Consider the following 19,572-nt stretch of genomic DNA (forward strand, 5'->3'; position numbering starts at 1 on the left):
TTAGATGAAAGCACTGATAGCCGGTTTGAGTCTGTTGATGCTGGGCGGCTGCGCAAGCAACGGCCAGCCCCCCTGGAGCGCCCTGACCGATTCGGCCAGTTGCGGCAAATTGAGCTCCGACCAACAACTGGTGCTGAACCTCGCCGACGACATGGCCCGGGACGGCAAACTGCACGCCAGCCTGGCCAACCTGGAAAACCTGCCGGACAACATGGCCGACGTGCGCCTGCGCAAGGCCAAGGTCTATCGCCTGCTGGGCCGCAGCGAAGCCGAACCCCTGTACCGCGGCCTGCTCGGCGGCTGCATGGCCGCCGAAGCCGAACACGGCCTGGGCCAGCTCGCCGCCGCTCGCGGTGACAACGGCCAGGCTCAGGCCCACTTGCAACGGGCCGCGCGCTTGGCGCCCACCGACGAAAAAATCCGTAACGACCTGGGCGTCGTGTACCTCAATCAACTGCGCCTAGAAGACGCCCGCTTCGAATTCCTCACCGCCATGGAACTCAAGCAGAGCGACTCACTGGCCGCGCTGAACCTGGTGACGCTGCTGATCTATCAGGACGACTGGAGCCGCGCCGCCGAACTGGTCAGCCGCCTCGGCCTGAGCCCGACCGATGTCACCGAAGCCCAGGCCCGCGCGGAAAAACTCAAGTCCCCGGCCCGAACCGCCCCGACCGCCACCGCACAAGTCGCCGCCGTGACCAACCCGGCCCTTCAGTAGGGAGCACACCGATGAAAACCTCCACCCTCTACTGCATCACCCTGCTGGCCCTGCCCCTCACCAGCCACGCCATCGACCCCGGCCCCTCCTCGCCGCAACAGCAGGAAACCGAAGGCTGGCTGCAACTGCAACGCAGCAACACCGCCGCCTCCCCCAAACTGCAAACCGCCACCGCCACCGAACGCGAACTGGCGATGCAGCGCTGGTTGAAGAGCTACGAACATGAGATCCCGCAGTTCTTTGATCAGTATGAGGGGGGCAAAGTAGACAGTGGGTCGGGGCAATAGAGAGAGGCAGATCAAGATTATCCAGCCAATGACCATCTTCGCCTGACAGTCCGCCATCGCTGGCAAGCCAGCTCCCACAGTGGACGGTGGTGTTGCCAAATGTCGTGATCGACACAAAACGGTGTAGGAGCTGTCGAGTGAAACGAGGCTGCGATCTTTTGATTTTTAGAAGCAAGATCAAAAGATCGCAGCCTGCGGCAGCTCCTACAGGGGACAGCGCAAACCATCAGGTCGAGCGTTAGCTCGCCTCGGCGGCTTTTGATCTTGATCCACCCGCCCTTCGGGAGGCTGAGTGGAGGCGTTCATCCGGGGGCAGGCGCGTAGCGCCGTGCGGCGAAGCCGCACACATCGAGAGGAGGTGCAGCGAAGCAAACCGGAGGCGATGCCCCCGGATGAATGCCGCAGCGAAGGAACGCCGAGCCTCAGCGAGGGGCCGGACGCCGGGGCGAGACCTTTGCTTCCTTTGGGGCGTTTGCCAAAGGGAGTCGACCGTCAGGTCGAAACCATGAGTGGCCGTTACCGAAGAAATGGATATGTACTCAGTCAGCAAGAGTCAGGTCGGCTGCCAGGCCGCCATCGCGAGCAGGCTCGCTCCCACAGAAGTCCAACTACAAAAAGAAACCCGGGTCAGTGCGCCGTAACCCGCTGCCGCAACCCCGAATTACTCGGCGACAACGCCAGCGCCAACTGCGTGCGGTTATGCATATGGGTCAACCGCAACACCTGCGACACATACAACTTCACCGTGTTCTCGGTAATCCCCAACTCACAGGCAATCTGGTAATTGGTCTGCCCCTTGCCCACCAGCCGCGCCACTTCCAGCTGCCGTGGCGAGAGCTGATTGAAAATGGTCGGGATCTCGACCCGATCGGCTTCACTGACGTCACCCTCGCCCGCCTCCGACGCATAGGGCGCCCGCCGGACCTTGTCCAGGTCCTGGTAAAGATCATCGATCGACTCGGACAGGTACTGCAGCTTCTGATTCAGATGCCCCAACTGCATCGCCTTGTTGCGCTCCAGCAAAGCCGCCTCCTGGCGCTGCAAGCCTTCAAGCAATTCTTTGGGCTCGACGGGTTTCTGGAAGTAATCGGCGAAGCCTGCGCGCAGGGCCTTGATCACATCCTGCTTGTCCGCGCGCCCGGTCAGCATGATCGCCTCGAACGCACGGTGTTTGCCGCTCAGCCGTTGCAGTTCCTGAACCAGTTGAATGCCATCCATCCTGGGCATGTGCAAATCGCAAAGCACCAGGCCAATGGCCGGATCTTCGTTGAACAGTGCAATGGCTTTTTGGCTGGAATCACAAGGCACAGCACGATAACCGCTGTCCTCGAGAAACTCGCAAATGGATTCGACGATCGATGACTCATCGTCGACCACCATGATTTTTACAGCGGAGGTAAGCTTGTTCACGTGCGACTCCCTGCCTGGTCAGACCCTGACCGTTCCTCTACCCAAAGCCCAGGTTGTACAACTATTGTTGAAAGTAGACCCACTCCGGACGCTCTACAAATAATGGATCCAAGACAGGGTCAGCAAAAAACCCACCAGCAGAAAGGGTGCGAAGGGTTGTTTATTTGACGTTCCAGGCTGCAAATAGCGCAGATGCTCGCTAAGCCATTGACCTGCATGCAGCCAGACTCTTGGCGCCAGCAGCAGCCACAGCACACTGGCCACGCCGGCACCGATAAACACGCCCAATACATACCGACCGTCGGTCGCCAGGCCCAGGGCGGTCAACAGTTTCACATCCCCGGCGCCCAGCCGACGAAGGGCATAGCCGGGCAAGGTGAAGGCCAGCGCCAGCAAAGCCGCCCAACCACCCTGCGCGGCCGTCGCGCCCAGCCAGGTGGTGCCGCTCCACAACAGCCAGGCCAGGGCCAGCGCCCCGACACCCAGGGTCAGGCCATTGGCGATGTGGCGCTGCCGCGCGTCCTGCGCGGCACACAGCGTCAGCCAGATCAACACGACAATGCTCTGCATCCGGTAAAAAACGTCCCTTTTGGCTGAATGATTCTATGCTGATATTACGTAGTGACAGTCAGGGTAGACGCACTCATGAAAACCAACCTCCCCCGCAAGCAAAAAGGCGCCGCCGCGATTGAATTTGCCTTGGTGTTCGTCATCTTTTTCGGCGTTTTCTACGCGATCGTCACCTACAGCCTGCCGCTGCTGCTGATGCAATCGTTCAATCAATCCACCGCCGAAGCCGTGCGTCGCAGTGTCGCCCTGGACCCGGCCACCCCCGGATACGACACCGCGCTGAAAACCGTGGTCAAGGACGAGTTGAAACGGCAGCTGGCGTGGATTCCCGCCGGGCTCAACTTCGATGTCGACACCGATGTGACCACCACCTTTGTCGCCGGCTTGCTGAAGGTCAGCATCAGCTACCCCACCAATAAATTGAGTGCGGTCATTCCGTTCCTGAACCTGCCGGGCATCGGCCCGGTGCCGAATTTGCCGGCCACGCTCAACGCCAGTTCGAGCCTGCAACTTTGAGTGCCGGCGACAAACTCTTCGGGCGTTTGCTCAACCGCCACCCGTCACCGCCGCAGCACGCCCTGGAGCCGCCGAGCGTACGCAGTGTCGGTTTGCAGATGCATCTCGACGCGCAAGGCCGGGTGCTGCGCCTGACCGGCCCGTTGCGGCATCAACTGGCGCAGCAGATACCCGGCGCCCAGGAACCGCACCTGCTCGACTTTCTCTTGCCCCACAACAGCCTTGCGCTTGAAGGATCACCCGCGGACTGGCAAGGGCAACTGCTCGATCTGGATTTCTACAGCCTCAGTGGCCAGCCCCTGCATTTGCGTGGCTGGGTCCAGCCCCTGAACGATGCCTGGCTGTTGCAGTTGCTGGATATCGGCGACCTGTTGCTCGAACGCCGGCAGTCGCGCCTGCGCGAGCAATGCCAGATGCTGACGGTGCAGATCGGCGAGCAATTGCGCCTGTGCAGCCTCTCGCGCTTGCCCGATGTGCTGAGCGAGCAAATGCAATGCCTGGCCCAGCGCTTTCAGATCCCGTGCATTGCCTTGGCGTTGCTCGATGAAGAGGGCCAGGGTTGGCAGATTCACCAACAATATGCCGGACCCGATGCGCCCCAACTGTGGCAAAACGGCCAGCGCCTGGGCACCGGCCTCGACAGCCTCAGCGGCTCGGCGCCCCAGCAACTGAACCTGTTGCAACACCCGCGCCTGCAAGACACCTTCGGCAATACCGAGGCTCTTGTCGTGCCCTATCACGACGCGCAAGGCGTGGTGGCCTGGTTGCTCTTCGCAAGTTTCAACGTGCAGCAACGGGCCCCGGACATCAGCGAGCGGGACTGGCTGCAATTCGCCGCCGCGCTTGCCAGCCCCGTGCTGGAGCGCTTGCGCGAACACCGGCACCAGCTGCAACTGGAGCGCCTTGAATCGCTGCAAACCCTGCTCGGCACGGGCTGGTGGGAAGTGTTCAGCGACAGTGCCCAGGTGCAATTGGCGCCGTCACTGGCAACGGCCCTGAACCTTGGCAGCGCCCGTTTGCCCTTGTCCGATTGGCTCGAACAGGTGCACCCCGCCGACCGCGAAGAATTGCGCAGCCGCCTGCAAGCCTTGCAGGACGAAGGCACTGCGCTGCTGCTGTGCGTGCGCCTGTATCACCCCGACACCGGTGCACCGCCAGACTGGTATCGCTTGCAAGGCCAGGCTTTGGGTATTGGTAAAAACCGGCGTCTCGTCGGCTTCATGCTCGACATCAGCGACATCAAGAATCAGGAACAACAGGCGGCAGCCGCCCATGCGCGACTGGACAATCTGATCGCCCGCTCCCCCGCCGTGATTTACGTACAACGCTATGTCGAAGGCGCGTTGCAGCCGACGTTTTTCAGCGACAGCCTCACGCCGCTGCTCGGCTGGACACTCGATGACTGCGCCGGCGCGGCGTTGATCGAACGCCTGCACCCCGATGACCGCGATCGCTATTTCGAGCGCACCCGCCAGCTGCTGCGCGAGGGTTCGGCCAGCGCCCTTTATCGTCTGCGGGACAGTCGTGGCGATTACCACTGGCTGCTCGATGAAGCCAAGTTGCTGCGCGATGACCTGGGCCTGCCGGTCGAGGCCGTGGGGCTGTGGCTGGATGTCACCGAAGCGACCCTGGCCGCCGAGCGGGTCAAACAGAGCGAAGAGCGCTACCGGATCCTGGTGGAAGACTCGCCGGCGATGATTTGCCGCTACCGCCCGGACCTGACGCTGACGTTCGGCAACCAGCCGCTGGCGACTTATCTGGAGTGCTCGCCGGACCAACTGCCGGGGATCAACCTGGGCAGCTGGATGTCCGCGGAACAGCGCGACGAATTCAACCGTCGCGTGGGCCAGTTGAGCCCGCAATGCCCGGTCAGCACCGCCGAGATCAACCTGCAACTGCCCGGCCGCGAACACGCCTGGTGGGTCTGGTCGGACCGCGGGGTGTTCGATCAGCAAGGCCGTTTGCTGGAAATTCAGGCCGTGGGCCGCGACAACACCGAACTGCGCCGCTCCCAGATGCAGCTCACGCAAAGCGCCAAGATGGCCACCCTCGGCGAAATGGCCACGGGTCTCGCCCACGAAATCAACCAGCCGCTGAACGTGATGCGCATGGCCATCGTCAATGTGCTCAAGCGCCTGGAAAGAGGTGATGCGCAGATCGACTACCTGACCGACAAACTCAAGCGCATCGACGCCCAGGTGCAGCGCGCGGCGCGGGTGGTGGATCACATGCGGGTATTCGGCCGGCGCTCGGAAATCGAACAGCACCCGTTCAATCCGGCCCAGGCCATCGAAGGCACGCTGTCGTTGCTGGCCGATGGCATGCGCGGCAAAGGCGTTGAGTTGCGGGTCAGCGAGCCCGGATTCGAGGTGCAAGTGCTGGGGTACGTCGATCAGCTGGAACAGGTACTGATCAACCTGATGGTCAACGCCCGGGATGCGCTGCTCGGCAAGTGCCAGAAAGATCCGGATTTCGAACCGTGGATTTCAGTGCATGCCGAACGGGACCAGCAGTCGGTGCGGTTGTGGGTCGAGGACAACGGCGGTGGCATCGACCCGCGCCTGCTGGAACGGATTTTCGAGCCGTTTTTCACCACCAAGCCGGTGGGCGTCGGCACCGGCCTGGGGCTGTCGGTGAGTTACGGCATCGTCGAGAACATGGGCGGCAAGCTCAGTGTGCGCAACTCGACCGAAGGCGCGCAGTTCTGCATCGAACTGCCGATTGTGCCGGCCGATTAGATCGCCAGTGTCGGGCGGCCCGGCGGCTTACAACTCAGGTTGGCGCCGACATCGACCTTGTCCAGGGTGATGCCGAGGTTGGCCAGCAAGCCGTCGAGAAGGGGGTCGACCACGGGCGCCAATAACAGCGCAATGGTGCTGCCCAACGTGGCGTTGACGTCATTGAGCGTCCCGCTGGTGGTGACCAGCAAATCCCCCAGCAAGCTCGACCCGGTGGGTTTGTAGGCTTGCACTTGAACGCCACTCAAGGTGGTTTTCAGGCTGTTGACGATGCCCTGCGTGGGGAGGCTGTAGTACATCGGCGGCTTCTTGATTTCCGGTGGCTGGCTGTAGACGTGGCTGCTTTGCGTGCTGGCGATCGAGGTGTCGATTTTCACCCCCAGCCCTCCGCCGTAGAACGGTTTGCGGGTGGCGGGATCGCAGGTGGGTGAGCCGAGCCCCAGCAGCGGAATGGTGCAGGTGATCACGCCGACATCGATCAGCGCCAACGGCTGCACGGTGACATCGGCCGAAGACGAAAACGCGTTGACGGTATCGATCTTGCCGACCTTCAGTTTGACCAGAGATGTGTTGGTCTGGGTGGTCAGGGTTTTGGTGGCGGCGCTGGCGCAGTTGTAGGCCGTGACATGGCTGTCGGCACTGGCCACTTCCAGCACCACATCGATCGAAGAAGTGGGAAGAATTTTCAGGTCGGTGCGCTGGCAGGTCCCGCCCAGCGTACAAAAGATCGAGTTCAGCGCACCGGCAATGTTCAGGTGCAACACATTGTTCAAGGTATCGGTAAGCCCGCCCACCAGCGTGTTGCTGGTGATGGCGTTGGAAAGGCCGCTGATCGTGGCCAGCACCGGCAGGTTGAGCGACAGGACCGTGCGCACTTGAGCGGTGCGCACGAAGATCCGGTTCGGGTCATTGAGCTGCCCGTTGATCAATGCCGGGTTGCCGATGGCCGACAATTGCGGCGGCTCGATGACTTTGACCTTGACCACGCCATTGGCCAGGCCCGGGATGTTCAGGGGAATATTGGCGATGGCGGCGTTCTTGCTGTTGGCCAGTTGCACGAAGGCTTCGATCAGCTGGAACACCTGCAGATTGGTATTGAGCCCCGATGAAGCCGTGCCGCTCTGCAATTGCAGCAACTGACCCAGGGTAATCGAGGTGCTGCCGGCCGCCGCCTTGAGACCGGTCAGGCCATTGACCGCCACGCTGGCGGTCGGGCCGCCGGCTTGCAGCACGGTGATCGCCGTATCCAGCAATTGGGTCAGCGCGATGTTCTTGCTCAACAATTCGCTGTAGTTGCCGGCGGTGACATGTACGTCGACGGCCAGTTGGTTGAGGTAGCCCAGCAGATTGATCTGCGAATCCACCAGCCCCTGCCAGCTCGCGATGCTCAAGTTGAGGCTGCCGCCGAGCATCTGCCCCAGCAACAGATTGAGGGTGGCGGATTTGCTGGCATCGACCACCAGCGCCGTGCTGCCGATGGTCAGGCTGGCCAGGGGCGGCAGGACCGCTGGCGCGCTGACGGCGGTGGCCGAGAGTTGCGTGGTCAGGCTGGCCGGCCCCGGGCTCAACAACGCCTGGACGCCCGCGGCAATGCTGGTGGTGACGGTATGGGTCACCACCACCCGAATCGCCTCGGTCTTGCTGGCATCAACCACAAAGGCCCGCAGGTTGTTGGCCCCGGTCTGCAACGAGCCGCAGGTGGTGTTCAGGGTCATGCCATCGGCGGCCTTGTAGCCGTTGCGGGTGGCACTTTCGAGGGCATAGCCCGCGGCAGTGAGACTCGGTGACTGGCAGTCGCCATTGCGGCTGACGGCCTCCAGCGCGGCCACATCGGCGATGCGCTGCAAACTGCGCTTTTCCAGGTAAAGCCTGCCGGAGTCGACCGCCAGCAGCGTGAACCCCAGGGCCAGCGCCAGGGTTCCGGCCGCCATCAGTCCGATCGCTCCCCGTTGCCGGACCGGGCCGCGAAACTGCGTGCGGGGCGACATCGTGCACTCCTTGTCCGGCTCACTGCCGAGCACTGCTTCCATTGGTGTGAAGCAGTGTAGTCAAGGGTGGGAGGGACTGCTGGCAACTCGCCAGCGCAGGCGACAAAAAACCTGCTCGCGATGGGCGCATGGACAACGCGTTCTTTCAGACAGGGCGCGTTATCGTTGACGTCCATCGCGAGCAGGCTCGCTCCTACAGGGGGATGGGCGAGCTATCTGTGAGGGGGATAGTTGGCCAGGATGTGGGTGACCGTATCGTGTATCGCGGTGCTGCGATCATTGGGGTTCGGCGAGCGGCTGAGGATCTGCTCGTCACTGCCGCGCCACACCAGTTTGCCGTCTTTGCCGTCGAGCATGTCGATCTGGATGGTCGCCACCTTGTAGGACACCAGGCGCGTTTCGTTGTACATCGGCGCCCCCCAATAGCCGTACCAGGGGTTGCCCCAACCGCCGCCGTAGTTGGTGGTCACCTGCTGCTGGCGTTCCTCGACGATCAGATAGGTCTGCACGCTCAAGTCGCCCTTGGCGCCCGCAGCGGCCGGGCGCAGCCCACGCTGGTCCAGTTGTTCGGTGACCGACTGGCGAATGCGCTGCTCGGTCAGGTCGCTCTTGATCCGGGGGTCGTCGGGGCGGTATTGCAGGGCGGGTTCTTTCCAGCTCCAACTGCGATAAGCGGCGAAGTCGCGGCTGGCATCGTAGTCGTGATTGATCTGGTTGGCGGCGCAGGCACTGAGCAGCGCAGCCACGACCAGTAAAGCGAAACGGCGGAACATGATGATTCTCCGGATGAAGACATGAACCAGCGAAATGCTTCTAATTTACAAGAAGCTAACTGGGAGGATACGCCGACATCGCCTTTTCCACAGCCTCCCGAATGGCATCCACTTGCTGGCTCTGGGTGCCGCGATGACCGGTCTCTGCACTGGAACTCCACACCGGCTGACCGCTTTTGGCGTCGAACAGGTTCACGTGCACCACCACGACCTGTTCCGAATAGGTGCGCACGATCGGCACCGAGCCGTACATGCCGTAGCCAGGACCATAGCCGTTGTAGCCGCCATAGCCGTAGGCACCATAGTCGTCCTGAACCTGGCGCAGGCGGGTTTCCACGCGCAGGTCGGCGCTGACAAACAGATCGGCCGGACGGTTGTCATGCAGCGGGCGCAAACCCCGCTGGTCGAGGGCACTGCTGACCGCTTCGGCGACCTGTTCCGAGTCCGCCCAGCTGGTGCCCGGCGGCAGGTGTCCATCGAGCCACGCCCAGCTGCGATAGCGTCCATAGTCCCGTGGCGCAGCCGGGTAAGCGCTGCGGTCGAAGGTGGTGGCAGCCTGCGGCGGTGCCGGGGGAATCGGGTTGGAGGACGCCACGTACGGGTTGGTGCCCTCACAGGCCGCCAGTCCCAGGCAGATCAGCAGCAACCCTGAACGACTCTTCATTTCAAACTCCGATCAGACCGGCCGACAGATCCAGTGCAAGTAACGCCCAAGCCCGGCAAAGCTTGGGTGGCGGCGGTGCGCCAGTTCCATTTCGAGCAAGTCCAGCAACTCGGCTCGGGCCTGGAATTCCACGGGCATGTAATCGTGAAAAACCCGCACGCCACTCTGTATTTCGACCTGCCACAGGCCCTCAAGTTGCGCCGCCAACTCCCGTGGATCAAGCGGTTGCTGCGGGGTCAGGCTCTGCTTTTCCCCCGCCATGTCGTTCTTGCGCAGCTTGCGGAAGTGGCCCTTGAGCAAGTTGCGATAAATCAGCGCATCACGGTTGTAGAACGCCAGGGACAGCCAGCCGCCGGGCTTGGTCAGTTGATGCAGGACCGGCAGGATCGCGTGGGGTTCGGCCAGCCATTCCAGCACGGCGTGGCACAGCACCAGGTCGTAGGGTTCGCTGAGCTGGCCGAGCAGCTCCTGCCAGGGTGCCTGTATGAAGGTTGCGCTTTGCCCTGCTTCGGCGAAACGCTGGCGTGCGCCTTCGAGCATGGGTTCGGCCGGCTCGGCCAGTGTCACCTGATGCCCGCGTTCGGCCAGCCACAGCGACATATGGCCAAGGCCCGCGCCGATATCCAGCACCCGCAGCGGGCGATCCGGCAGGGTTTCGGCCAGGTCGGCCTGCAGCACCGCCAGACGGATCGCGCCTTTGGCGCCGCCGTAGATTTTTTCCGCGAAGCGCGTCGCCAGTTGATCGAAATGACGGTCGCTCATCAGCTGAACCTCCGTTCACTGTCGGCCAGTTTGCTGCGCACCACTTCATTCATGTCCAGGCCCAACTCGCTGCACAGCAACAATAGATAGAGCACGATATCGCCGATTTCCTGCCCGGCATGGGCCAGTTTTTCGGCAGGCAATTGCTTGGACTGGTCTTCGGTCAGCCACTGGAAAATCTCCACCAGCTCGGCCATTTCGACACTCGCGGCCATGGCCAGGTTTTTCGGGCTGTGAAATTGCCGCCAGTCATTGCGGTCACGGATGGCGTGCAGGCGTTCGGTCAGTTCAACAAGGTTCATCGGGCTCTCCTGAAGACGTATAGCTTCGGGGGGATGGCGGGGGATGGCAAGTGACAAAGATTGGGCGGACGGCATTGTTTTTTGTGGGGTGTTTTTGTGGGAGCGAGCCTGCTCGCGATGGCGGCAGAACATTCAACACATATTTATCTGATCCACTGCTTTCGCGAGCAGGCTCGCTCCTACAGGTTCTGCGCAACCTTCTATGCTGTGGGGAACTCGGCAGCGCCCATAATGGCCCAACACTCACATTTCTCAGGACGCTCATTCCATGCAGGTAGAAGGTTTTTTCGAATGGCTCGGTCAGGCGCTTGGCACAGTCATCCGGTTCATCGTTGACGCCCTCAGCGGCCTGTTCCAGATGGTGAGTCGTGCCAGCAGCAACTTTGTCGACGGCCTGTCCCGTGCACTGGGCATGGACACCTCGATCATCAGCATCGCTGTCCTGATCCTCGGCCTGGTGTTGCTGTGGTCGGCCATCCGCGCGTTCATGAATGCGTCGATCATCATGGGGCTCATCTGGTTGATGCTGGGGTTGTGGCTGCTGAGCTGGATCATGCACTGACACCACAACACCCTTGTGGGAGCGGGCTTGCTCGCGAATGCGGTATATCAGTCGAAGTTGATGTCGCCTGACACTCCGCATTCGCGAGCAAGCCCGCTCCCACAGGTTTTTGTGGTGTTTGGAAGACTGTGTCACCGCTACAATGCCCGCTCCCCAAGGAGCCCGCATGTCCAACCTGATTGCCGACTGGCGCGACCGCCCTACCCACCGTCGGGTCTGGGCGCTGGCGGCGCCGATGATTCTTTCCAACATTTCCGTGCCGCTGGTGGCGCTGGTCGACAGCACCGTCATCGGCCACCTGCCCCATGCCCATCAGCTCGGCGCCGTCGCGGTCGGGGCCAGCCTCTATACCTTTCTGGCCTGGGCGATGGGCTTCTTGCGCATGGGCTCCACCGGTTTTGCCGCCCAGGCCGCCGGGCGCGGGGATGGCGCGGCGTTGCGACAGATTCTGCTGCAAGGGCTGCTGCTGGCCATGGGGCTGGCGATTGTGCTGGGCGCATTGGGCGTGCCGTTGAGCGGTGTGGCGCTGCACTTCATGCAGCCCTCGGCGGAACTGGACCAGATGACTCGCGAGTTCTTCCATACGCGGTTGTTCGGCCTGCCCGCGGCGCTGGCCAGTTATGCGCTGGTCGGCTGGTTTCTCGGTACGCAAAACGCCCGCGCGCCGCTGGTGATCCTGCTCACGACCAACCTGGTCAACATCGCGCTGAACCTGTGGTTTGTCCTCGGCCTGGAATGGGGCGTGGTGGGTGCGGCGCGGGCCTCGGTGATTGCCGAATGGACCGGCGCCCTGATCGGCCTGCTGATGACTCGCCAGGCCCTGCGCGCCTACCCGGGCCACATCGCCTGGGCGGCGTTACGCCAGTGGCAAAGCTGGCGGCCGTTGCTGGCGGTCAATCGCGATATTTTCCTGCGCAGCCTGGCCCTGCAATCGGTGTTTTTCCTGATCACCGTACAGGGCGCGCGACTGGGTGATGCCACCGTCGCCGCCAACGCCCTGCTGCTCAATGGCCTGCTGCTTACCGCCCATGCACTCGATGGCCTGGCCCACGCCGTGGAAGCGCTGTGCGGGCATGCCATTGGCGCTCGCGACCGTGATGCCCTGCGCCGCTCCCTGGTGGTGGCTTGCGGCTGGTCGTTACTGGCGAGCCTGGGATTTGCCGTGTTTTTCCTGCTTGCCGGGCACCTGTTCATCGCGATGCAGACCGACATTGCCAGCGTGCGCGATACCGCGTTCATCTACCTGCCCTACCTCGCCGCGCTGCCGCTGATTGCGGTCTGGAGCTACCTGCTGGACGGGTTGTTCATCGGCGCCACCCGCGCCCGGGAAATGCGCAACGGCATGCTGCTGACGGTGGCGCTGCTGGTGCCATTCGCCTGGGCGCTGCAAGGTTTGGGCAACCATGGCCTGTGGATAACATTCCTGCTGTTCATGGTGCTGCGCAGCCTGACCCTCGGCATCATTGCCTGGCGCCTGCGTCGCAATGACGGCTGGTTCACGGGCGTGCACTGAGTCGCCAGCGCTCAAGGCTGATCGCTGCGCCAGCGATTGCGCAAACTGTCGAGCCGTTCCTGCTGGGTGCGCCCCGACGGTCGCGCAGGCTCCATGTCGGGGTGTTGCAGTCGCAGCCACAACCAACCATCGAGCACCGGGCGTTCGCTGAAACCCAGCGCCAGGCCCTCCTGCAAATGGGCCCACAATCGGGCGTACTCGGTCCCGGTGGATCGACTCCACTGCCAGGCATAGTGCTCCAGCAGACAGGTTTGCAGTTTTTCCCGCTGCCGGGGGCTGAGGGCTTCTTCGACGGCCAGGGGACTGACCGCCAGCCCCGGATTGAGCAACATCTGCCAGCCCTGATAACCCGCCGCCAGGTCGGCCCAGGTACCGCCAAACCAGCGCATCTGCTTGATCGGCCCCATCCAGCGGCTCAGTTGCACGGCATCGCAGGCATCGAAAAAGTAACTGGCGGTCTGTGGGCTGTAGTAACTGAGCAAGGTCCGATGATGCAGATCGAAACTGACGGTGAGCATGCGTCGCAAGTGCGCCAGCAACACCGACGGCGACGCTTCGCTGATCAGCAGCAGGCCACGCCAGTGCTGCGCATCCCGCTGGCAGGCGTCGGCCAGCATCGGACAGGTAAGCAGGTTGACCAGCACCGGCCCCTGTTCACGCAGGGCATGCCATTCGGTGTCTTCGAACAACCGGTACCAATGGGCCGGGTCGACCCCTTGTTTCAACGTTGCACCCGCTTGCGCTGCGCCCGGCACATCCAGCAGCAACCAGCGTGGCGGCACATCGGCCGCGTACACCGCCATCAGGCTGCACCGCTCTGGGCAAGGCGCATCGCCACACGGCAGGTGCAGATCGCCTGCTTGCAGTGTTTGAGGCTGCCCCCGCCCGGCAGCAGGCACAACATCAGCAACGGCTCCCCCGAATGCAGCCAGTCCTGCACCGCTTCGGGTGGGCATTGTTCCGTCGGCGGCGGCTGCGTATCCACCTCTTCAAGCGGCGCCGGCGGGTGAAGAATCCCGGTGATCAACGGCTGGTCCGGGTCGCCGCCGATAAAGCTCACCACCACTTCCGTGCCTTCGCGCAACAGTGCGGCGCCTGCTGTTTGCAGTGTCGGCGCCAGCGGCAACCAGCAGTGACTCGGCGTCGCGCCCTCGCCCTGATACAGCCAGTCGAACTGCACGGCGACCGGTCGCGACGGGGCCGGTTGAGGCTCGTCAACGCTTACCACCCACGCCCGTTGCAGGCTGTGCATGGCCGGCCGCGCCGGGCTTGGGCGCGATGCAAACGGTGCTGCCCCCTGCACCGCTCGCACCTGATTGCAGTAAGGGACCAACAGATCCTGGCCGCCCTGATGTTCAACACGGGTCAGCAGCCACGGCCGGTTCCACGCGGCCAGCGGATGCCCGGTCAAGGCCAGCGACTGGCCGCTGCGCAAGGTCGCCAGATCCGTGTGACCGTCCGCCTGCGGGTGCTCATTGCCGGCACAGTGTCGAACTTCGAAACGACGTACCGCCGACTGCTCACCCTCGGGCCGAAATAGCGTCATGTCAGCCACTCGAAACGGCCCCCATCGATCGGTGAAAACCACGCAGTGCCCCGCGGCGCGATGTTCAAAATGGAAGTCAATCCGCTCCTGGGCACATAGGCGCTGAACAAAATGCAGATCGGATTCGCGGTATTGCGTGCAGAAGTCCTGCGGGGGGTAATCACCGCCCAATTCGAACCGCCGCTCGTGGCCGGCAATGCCGTGCTGCCTGAGTACCCTGTCGAGGATTTGCGGTACCGAACAGCCGCTGAAGATGCGCTGACTGAAACGCTGGGCCAGGCACGCCAGTTTCGGTGCCAGGCGCACATGGCAAAGCCTGAGGGTCGAGTCGTGGTCACGCTGAAACAGCTCGTGCAGTTGTCCGTGGACAGTGTTTCCCGCCGGCCCGAAATGCAGGCTGGCCGAGCGGTAAAGCAGGCTGGCGAGGTCGAGCGCGGGGTCGTCGATCAACAGATCCACTTCAAATGCAAAGGGCTCGCTGATCGCTTCTCTACCGGTAAAGGCCAGGACCTCGAAGGCGTCGGACAGGCCTGCTACGTCCAGACGAAATGGCGGTTCGTTGGCTGGATCGAACATGGGCGATTCTCTACGGGAGGGGCGGCCGGGGATTCTCGCCGAGAGGCATGGCCGAGTAGAGAGGCGAAATACAACTTGGGAAATGACCTACGAGAAAAGAGGACGAATAGCTGAAATCGCCGAGGACGCAGATTATTTCGCTGGAAAAAAGAGAGATGCCTCACCAGATCATCTGAAAATTCCGAGGTGTTCGGTACATTTTCAGACAACCTGATGGGAGCAGGACTTACCTCAGGAAGACAGGTAAGAAGAGCGGGTCAGACCCAGACGCAGGGCATCGAGGAACTGCGTGCGCTCGTTGGCGCTGATGCGGGCACTGGCGCACTTGTCGCGGTAGTGGGTCATCAGCTCTTCTGGCGACAGGTGCACGTAGCGCAGCATGTCTTCGATGGTGTCGTGGGTTTCGATGCCGGCGTGGTACACGCTGCCATCGGCGTTCTGGTAGATGTTCACCGAATCGGTGTCGCCGAACAGGTTGTGCATGTCACCGAGAATTTCCTGGTAGGCACCGACCAGGAACACACCCAGCAGGTAATCCTCACCTTCGTTCAGCGCGTGCACCGGCAGGCTGGTTTCGATGCTCTGCTCATCGACGTACTGATTGATCTTGCCGTCGGAGTCGCAGGTCAGGTCCTGCAGCACAGCGCGGCGCAGCGGCTCTTCGTCCAGGCGATGCAGCGGGATGATCGGCAGTACCTGATCGATGGCCCAGGTGTCCGGCAGGCTCTGGAATACCGAGAAGTTGCAGATGTACTTGTCGGCCAGCTTGTCGTTGAGTTCGTCCAGCACCTGGCGGTGGGAACGCTGGCGCGCCTTCAGCGAGTTGTGCAGGCGACGGCACACGGCGAAGTAGCACTGCTCGGCCAGGGCTTTTTCGGCCAGGGTCAGCTTGCCGTCGGCGTACTGGGCGGCGACATCGCTCATGTAGTGCGTGGCGCGCCAGTAGGTTTCGGTGACCATCTCGATATCGGTCGGGCCCAGCAGATCCACCAGCCACTGCACGGTTTCCGGCAGCGCGTCCTTGTTCTCGATCTGCGGCACTTCGTCGTTATGTTTCTCGACGTCTGTCACCTGCACCACCAGCATCGCGTGGTGCGCGGTCAGGGAACGGCCGCTTTCGGAGAAGATGTTCGGGTGCGGCAGGCTCTGCGCGTCGCAGAACTCCTTGAGCATCCCGACCACGACACCGGCGTAATCGTCCATGTCGTAGTTGATCGAACTGGCGTTACGCGAATGGGTGCCGTCGTAGTCCACACCCAGGCCGCCGCCGACGTCGATGTGATCCACTGGCAGGCCGAGGTTGCGCAATTCGCCGTAGTAACGGATCGCTTCCTTGAAGCCGTGCTGGTAGTCCGCCAGGTTGGCGATCTGCGAACCCATGTGGAAGTGCAGCAGGCGAATGCCCTGATCGAGGCCCGCGGCGCGGAAACGCTCGACCACCGACAGCAGTTGCGCCGCCGACAGGCCGAACTTGGATTTCTCGCCACCGGTGTCCGCCCACTTCGACGAGGCCAGCGACGACAGACGCACCCGCAGGCCCACCTGTGGCTTGACCTTGAGCGATGCCGCTTCTTCGATCACCAGACCGACTTCGGATTCTTTCTCGATCACGATGAATACGTTGTGGCCGAGCTTCTGGCCCATCAGCGCCAGGCGGATGAACTCGCGGTCCTTGTAACCGTTGCAGACGATGGTGCCGCCCTTCGGCGCCAGCGCCAGCACCGCCAGCAACTCAGGCTTGGAACCGGCTTCCAGGCCGATGGAAACGTTCTGGGTGGCGATGATGTTTTCGATCACCGCTTCCTGCTGGTTGACCTTGATCGGGTACAGCGCGGTGTACTTGCTCTGGTATTCCAGGCGCTCGATGTTGGCGTCGAACGCGCCGGTCAGCTGACGCACGCGGTCTTGCAGGATGTCGGGAAAACGAACCAGCAGCGGCAAGGACAGGCCGCTTTTGCGCAGCTGGTCGACTTGCTCGAACAGGTCGATGGGCGAGCTGCTCGGACCGTTCGGACGAACCTCGACGCGACCGGCGTCATTGATCGCGAAATACCCGGCCCCCCAATGGCGAATCCCGTAAACACTGCGGCTGTCCGCAACTGTCCATTGGCTGCCATCGTCTTTGCGTGTGCGTCGTACGGACATCGAAGTCCCCTATAAAGAAGTCATGGTGCGTCGCCTGGAATCAGGCCGGCGCAGTCTAAAGAATGAAAATGACGGTTCATCAACGGGGGAATAGACCCCGCCGACCGCAACGAGTTTAGAAACCGGTCATGAACAGGCTCTGTGAAAACCATGGTGACGACGCCAGGCCTGAAGGACTTCAGGACTGGATCAAGCCACAGGTGGTTTTCACAGAGGCTGCTAGCCGCCGGATTTCTTCGACTTGAAACCGAGCTTGATCAGTTCTGCCAAGAGTAGCTCGACATGATCGCCCTGGATTTCGATGACGCCGTCTTTCAACGCTCCACCGGTACCACAGCGTTTCTTCAGCGTGGTCGCCAGTTCCTTGAGCGCGTCTTCAGCCAGCGGCACGCCGGTGATGGTGGTCACCGTCTTGCCGCCACGGCCCTTGCTTTCGCGACGCACGCGAGCAATGCCGTCGCCAGCAGGGATAACGGTCTGTTTGCAGATGCAGGCGTCCACCGGTTTACTGCATTCCGGGCAATGACGACCTGCGTCGGTGGAAAACACCAGGCCGCCCAAGGCGGCGAAGGATGCGGCTTTTTTGGCCACCGGCAATCCTCTATGGGAGGACAAAGACTGGTCGCAGCACTTGGGCAAGGCTATCGACCGCGAAGCCCCACTCAGGCAGGGGCAGCGCTACTGAGCCGGGCTATGTCGGTTCAGCTTGAAAAGGTCGCGCAGTGTAACGGCAAAAACGCCGATTGCTAAGAGCCAATCGGCGCCAATTTATAGCTCTTTTGCGACGTCTTCGCCGCGAGACCTCAGATAGCGTTTCAAGGCTGCCAGGGAGTCCGGGCAATAAGGCTTTTCCCTGATTTCCCGCAGCACTTCTTCAACCGGTAAAAAGCGCGCTTCCAGCACCTCTTCCGGCTGCAAAACCAACGGGCCATCCCACACCGCCGAAAACGCCGAGCACCAGAGGCGATTGCCGGTGTCCTCGAAGAAAAAATGGTCATGGGCGGTCAACTCGACACCACTGACCCCCAATTCCTCTTCCAGCTCCCGGGCCGCCGATTCGGCATAGGTTTCTGTGGCGAGCACCATGCCGCCCGCCGCCACGTCCCAATAACCCGGATAGATCGCCTTGCTCAGGGTCCGCCGGTGCACGCACAGCTCGCCCCGTGAGTTGAACAACATGATGTAGGTGCCCCGCCCGATCAACCCGCGTTCGCGCAAGTCGGAACGCACCAGCGCGCCGAGCAGGTTGTCCTGCTCGTCGACCCAGGCAATCTGCTCTGCGTCGGAAGCGGCCCGATGGGCTGCCTCGCGCAGGTTGTTGCTGGAACTGTCGACCATGACTCAGCCCTGATTCAGCAGTTGACGCAAATCGATCACCGCCGCGTTGGCCCGGGAAATGTAGTTGGCCATGACCAGCGAGTGGTTGGCCAGCACCCCGAAGCCGCTGCCGTTGAGGATCATCGGGCTCCAGACCGGCTCCTGCGATGCTTCCAGCTCACGGATGATCTGGCGCACGCTGACCGTGGCGTTCTTCTTGGCCAGCACGTCAGCGAAGTCGACTTCGATGGCGCGCAGCAGATGGGACAAGGCCCAGGCCTGGCCGCGGGCTTCGTAGAACACGTTATCGATCTGCATCCATGGGGTCTCGACGATTTCCTCGTCGACCTGAGGCGCGACACCCGGGGTGACGGCTTCAGTCTTCAGCGCGGTGTTGAGCTTGACCCGGCCAACGCTGGCCGACAGCCGTTGCGACAGCGAACCCAGACGCGTCCCGACGTCACCCAGCCAGTTGTTCAGGTTGTCGGCGCGGGCATAGAACAGCGCGGTCTTCTGGTTCGGATCGGACAGGCGGTTCTGATAGCGGGTCAGGGAGTTGATGCCTTCCTGGAACTCGGACTCGCTGGAAGGCAGCATCCAGCTCTTGTTGTCGAAGTTGAAACGCGGTTCGGCCTTGGCCAGATCGGCGTCTTCGGTGGATTGCGATTGCGAGCGAGCGAAGTCCTTGCGCATCGCGCGGCTCAGATCGCGGACCTGAACCAGCACGCCGTATTCCCAGCTCGGCATGTTGTCCATCCACAGGCCCGGCGGGAAGCGGTCGTTGGAAATGTAGCCACCCGGTTTGTTCAGCAGTGTGCCGGCAACGGTCTTGAGGGTTTCCACGGTGGTATAGCCGACCACCATCTGCTTGCCTTCTTTCTCGGCAGCCATCTGCGCGGTCTGCTGCACCGGAAACAGTGCAGGCTCCTCGCTCCAGTACCAGCCCAGCACAATCGTCACCAGCAGGTAGATACCGACCAGCGTGGCCAGCGCCCGGCTGAACACCAGGCCGCCCAGGTAACTGCGGGTAGCCGATTTCGGTTCGGCGGCACGTTCGGGCGCGCTACCGGCGCGGTTCTTCCAGTCCAGCATGGCGATTTCCTTTCAAGCTCTTGGGTTCATCGGTTCGACCACAACCATACAACAACGTGCCTTGGCCCGGCACCCGCCGTTGGAATCATGTCG

Annotated in this window: 19 protein-coding genes; 6 read left to right on the top strand and 13 right to left on the bottom strand. The window is 62.3% G+C overall.

Features of this window, described 5'->3' with window-relative positions; all coding sequences use genetic code 11:
- The first annotated feature begins 4 nt into the window (after positions 1 to 4).
- Together ABTV29_RS27990 and ABTV29_RS27995 are read left to right on the top strand one after the other, a co-directional pair.
- Positions 5 to 718 carry a hypothetical protein gene (locus tag ABTV29_RS27990; protein ID WP_433767774.1) on the top strand — a complete coding sequence of 238 codons (714 nt, stop codon included), beginning with the start codon at positions 5 to 7 and terminating at the stop codon, positions 716 to 718.
- Positions 719 to 729: 11 nt separating this feature from the next.
- Positions 730 to 1,005: a DUF3613 domain-containing protein gene (locus ABTV29_RS27995; RefSeq protein ID WP_433767775.1), complete on the top strand. Its 276-nt coding sequence runs from the start codon at positions 730 to 732 to the stop codon at positions 1,003 to 1,005.
- 627 nt (positions 1,006 to 1,632) lie between these two features.
- Here ABTV29_RS27995 and ABTV29_RS28000 read toward each other — a convergent pair.
- Positions 1,633 to 2,415 carry a response regulator transcription factor gene (locus tag ABTV29_RS28000; RefSeq protein WP_433767776.1) on the bottom strand — a complete coding sequence of 261 codons (783 nt, stop codon included), beginning with the start codon at positions 2,413 to 2,415 and terminating at the stop codon, positions 1,633 to 1,635.
- A 93-nt stretch (positions 2,416 to 2,508) separates the two neighbouring features.
- Entirely contained in the window at positions 2,509 to 2,985 is a 477-nt protein-coding gene (locus ABTV29_RS28005; RefSeq protein WP_433767777.1) for a prepilin peptidase, read from the bottom strand.
- A gap of 75 nt (positions 2,986 to 3,060) precedes the next feature.
- Between ABTV29_RS28005 and ABTV29_RS28010 the strand changes: the two genes are divergently transcribed.
- Together ABTV29_RS28010 and ABTV29_RS28015 are read left to right on the top strand one after the other, a co-directional pair.
- Positions 3,061 to 3,501, top strand: coding sequence for a TadE/TadG family type IV pilus assembly protein (locus ABTV29_RS28010; RefSeq protein ID WP_433767778.1), 441 nt, complete (start codon positions 3,061 to 3,063; stop codon positions 3,499 to 3,501).
- On the top strand, positions 3,498 to 6,239 hold the full coding sequence (locus tag ABTV29_RS28015) for an ATP-binding protein (RefSeq protein ID WP_433767779.1): 2,742 nt from the start codon (positions 3,498 to 3,500) through the stop codon (positions 6,237 to 6,239). Before ABTV29_RS28010 ends, ABTV29_RS28015 begins: the two co-directional genes overlap by 4 nt.
- Here ABTV29_RS28015 and ABTV29_RS28020 read toward each other — a convergent pair.
- From ABTV29_RS28020 to ABTV29_RS28040, 5 genes are all read right to left on the bottom strand, one after another.
- Positions 6,236 to 8,227, bottom strand: coding sequence for a pilus assembly protein TadG-related protein (locus ABTV29_RS28020; RefSeq protein ID WP_433767780.1), 1,992 nt, complete (start codon positions 8,225 to 8,227; stop codon positions 6,236 to 6,238). The two genes, ABTV29_RS28015 and ABTV29_RS28020, sit on opposite strands and share 4 nt — an antisense overlap.
- A 212-nt stretch (positions 8,228 to 8,439) precedes the next feature.
- Positions 8,440 to 9,000, bottom strand: a complete 561-nt coding sequence (locus ABTV29_RS28025) for a DUF4136 domain-containing protein (RefSeq protein WP_433767781.1) — start codon at positions 8,998 to 9,000, stop codon at positions 8,440 to 8,442.
- A 55-nt stretch (positions 9,001 to 9,055) separates the two neighbouring features.
- Positions 9,056 to 9,664 carry a DUF4136 domain-containing protein gene (locus ABTV29_RS28030; protein ID WP_433767782.1) on the bottom strand — a complete coding sequence of 203 codons (609 nt, stop codon included), beginning with the start codon at positions 9,662 to 9,664 and terminating at the stop codon, positions 9,056 to 9,058.
- A 12-nt stretch (positions 9,665 to 9,676) separates the two neighbouring features.
- Complete coding sequence (locus tag ABTV29_RS28035) at positions 9,677 to 10,426, bottom strand: methyltransferase domain-containing protein (protein WP_433767783.1); 750 nt, start codon at positions 10,424 to 10,426, stop codon at positions 9,677 to 9,679.
- Entirely contained in the window at positions 10,426 to 10,728 is a 303-nt protein-coding gene (locus tag ABTV29_RS28040; RefSeq protein WP_110966167.1) for a MazG-like family protein, read from the bottom strand. Before ABTV29_RS28040 ends, ABTV29_RS28035 begins: the two co-directional genes overlap by 1 nt.
- A gap of 268 nt (positions 10,729 to 10,996) precedes the next feature.
- On the opposite strand from ABTV29_RS28040, the gene ABTV29_RS28045 reads away from it, so the two are divergent.
- A complete protein-coding gene (locus ABTV29_RS28045) occupies positions 10,997 to 11,290 on the top strand; it encodes a hypothetical protein (RefSeq protein WP_110966166.1) in 294 nt (97 codons plus the stop codon).
- A 166-nt stretch (positions 11,291 to 11,456) separates the two neighbouring features.
- Positions 11,457 to 12,803: an MATE family efflux transporter gene (locus tag ABTV29_RS28050; protein ID WP_433767784.1), complete on the top strand. Its 1,347-nt coding sequence runs from the start codon at positions 11,457 to 11,459 to the stop codon at positions 12,801 to 12,803.
- Positions 12,804 to 12,814: 11 nt separating this feature from the next.
- Here the strand turns inward: ABTV29_RS28050 and ABTV29_RS28055 are convergent, their stop codons facing one another.
- The 6 genes from ABTV29_RS28055 to ABTV29_RS28080 form a co-directional block, all read right to left on the bottom strand.
- On the bottom strand, positions 12,815 to 13,609 hold the full coding sequence (locus ABTV29_RS28055; protein WP_433772050.1) for a DUF4123 domain-containing protein: 795 nt from the start codon (positions 13,607 to 13,609) through the stop codon (positions 12,815 to 12,817).
- Positions 13,606 to 14,925 (bottom strand): type VI secretion system Vgr family protein, encoded by a 1,320-nt coding sequence (locus tag ABTV29_RS28060; RefSeq protein ID WP_433767785.1) that lies wholly within the window; start codon positions 14,923 to 14,925, stop codon positions 13,606 to 13,608. The genes ABTV29_RS28055 and ABTV29_RS28060 overlap by 4 nt, the downstream gene beginning before the upstream one ends.
- A gap of 231 nt (positions 14,926 to 15,156) precedes the next feature.
- Positions 15,157 to 17,070: an arginine decarboxylase gene (gene speA, locus ABTV29_RS28065; protein ID WP_433767786.1), complete on the bottom strand. Its 1,914-nt coding sequence runs from the start codon at positions 17,068 to 17,070 to the stop codon at positions 15,157 to 15,159.
- Between the two features lie 219 nt (positions 17,071 to 17,289).
- Positions 17,290 to 17,661: a translation initiation factor Sui1 gene (locus tag ABTV29_RS28070; protein ID WP_110966161.1), complete on the bottom strand. Its 372-nt coding sequence runs from the start codon at positions 17,659 to 17,661 to the stop codon at positions 17,290 to 17,292.
- Positions 17,662 to 17,838: 177 nt separating this feature from the next.
- Positions 17,839 to 18,408, bottom strand: a complete 570-nt coding sequence (locus tag ABTV29_RS28075) for an NUDIX hydrolase (protein ID WP_433767787.1) — start codon at positions 18,406 to 18,408, stop codon at positions 17,839 to 17,841.
- A gap of 3 nt (positions 18,409 to 18,411) precedes the next feature.
- Positions 18,412 to 19,479: a DUF2333 family protein gene (locus ABTV29_RS28080; RefSeq protein WP_433767788.1), complete on the bottom strand. Its 1,068-nt coding sequence runs from the start codon at positions 19,477 to 19,479 to the stop codon at positions 18,412 to 18,414.
- Positions 19,480 to 19,572 lie beyond the last annotated feature (93 nt).

Origin of the sequence: Pseudomonas putida (assembly GCF_050989985.1) — a bacterium.
Lineage (GTDB): Bacteria > Pseudomonadota > Gammaproteobacteria > Pseudomonadales > Pseudomonadaceae > Aquipseudomonas > Aquipseudomonas putida_AI.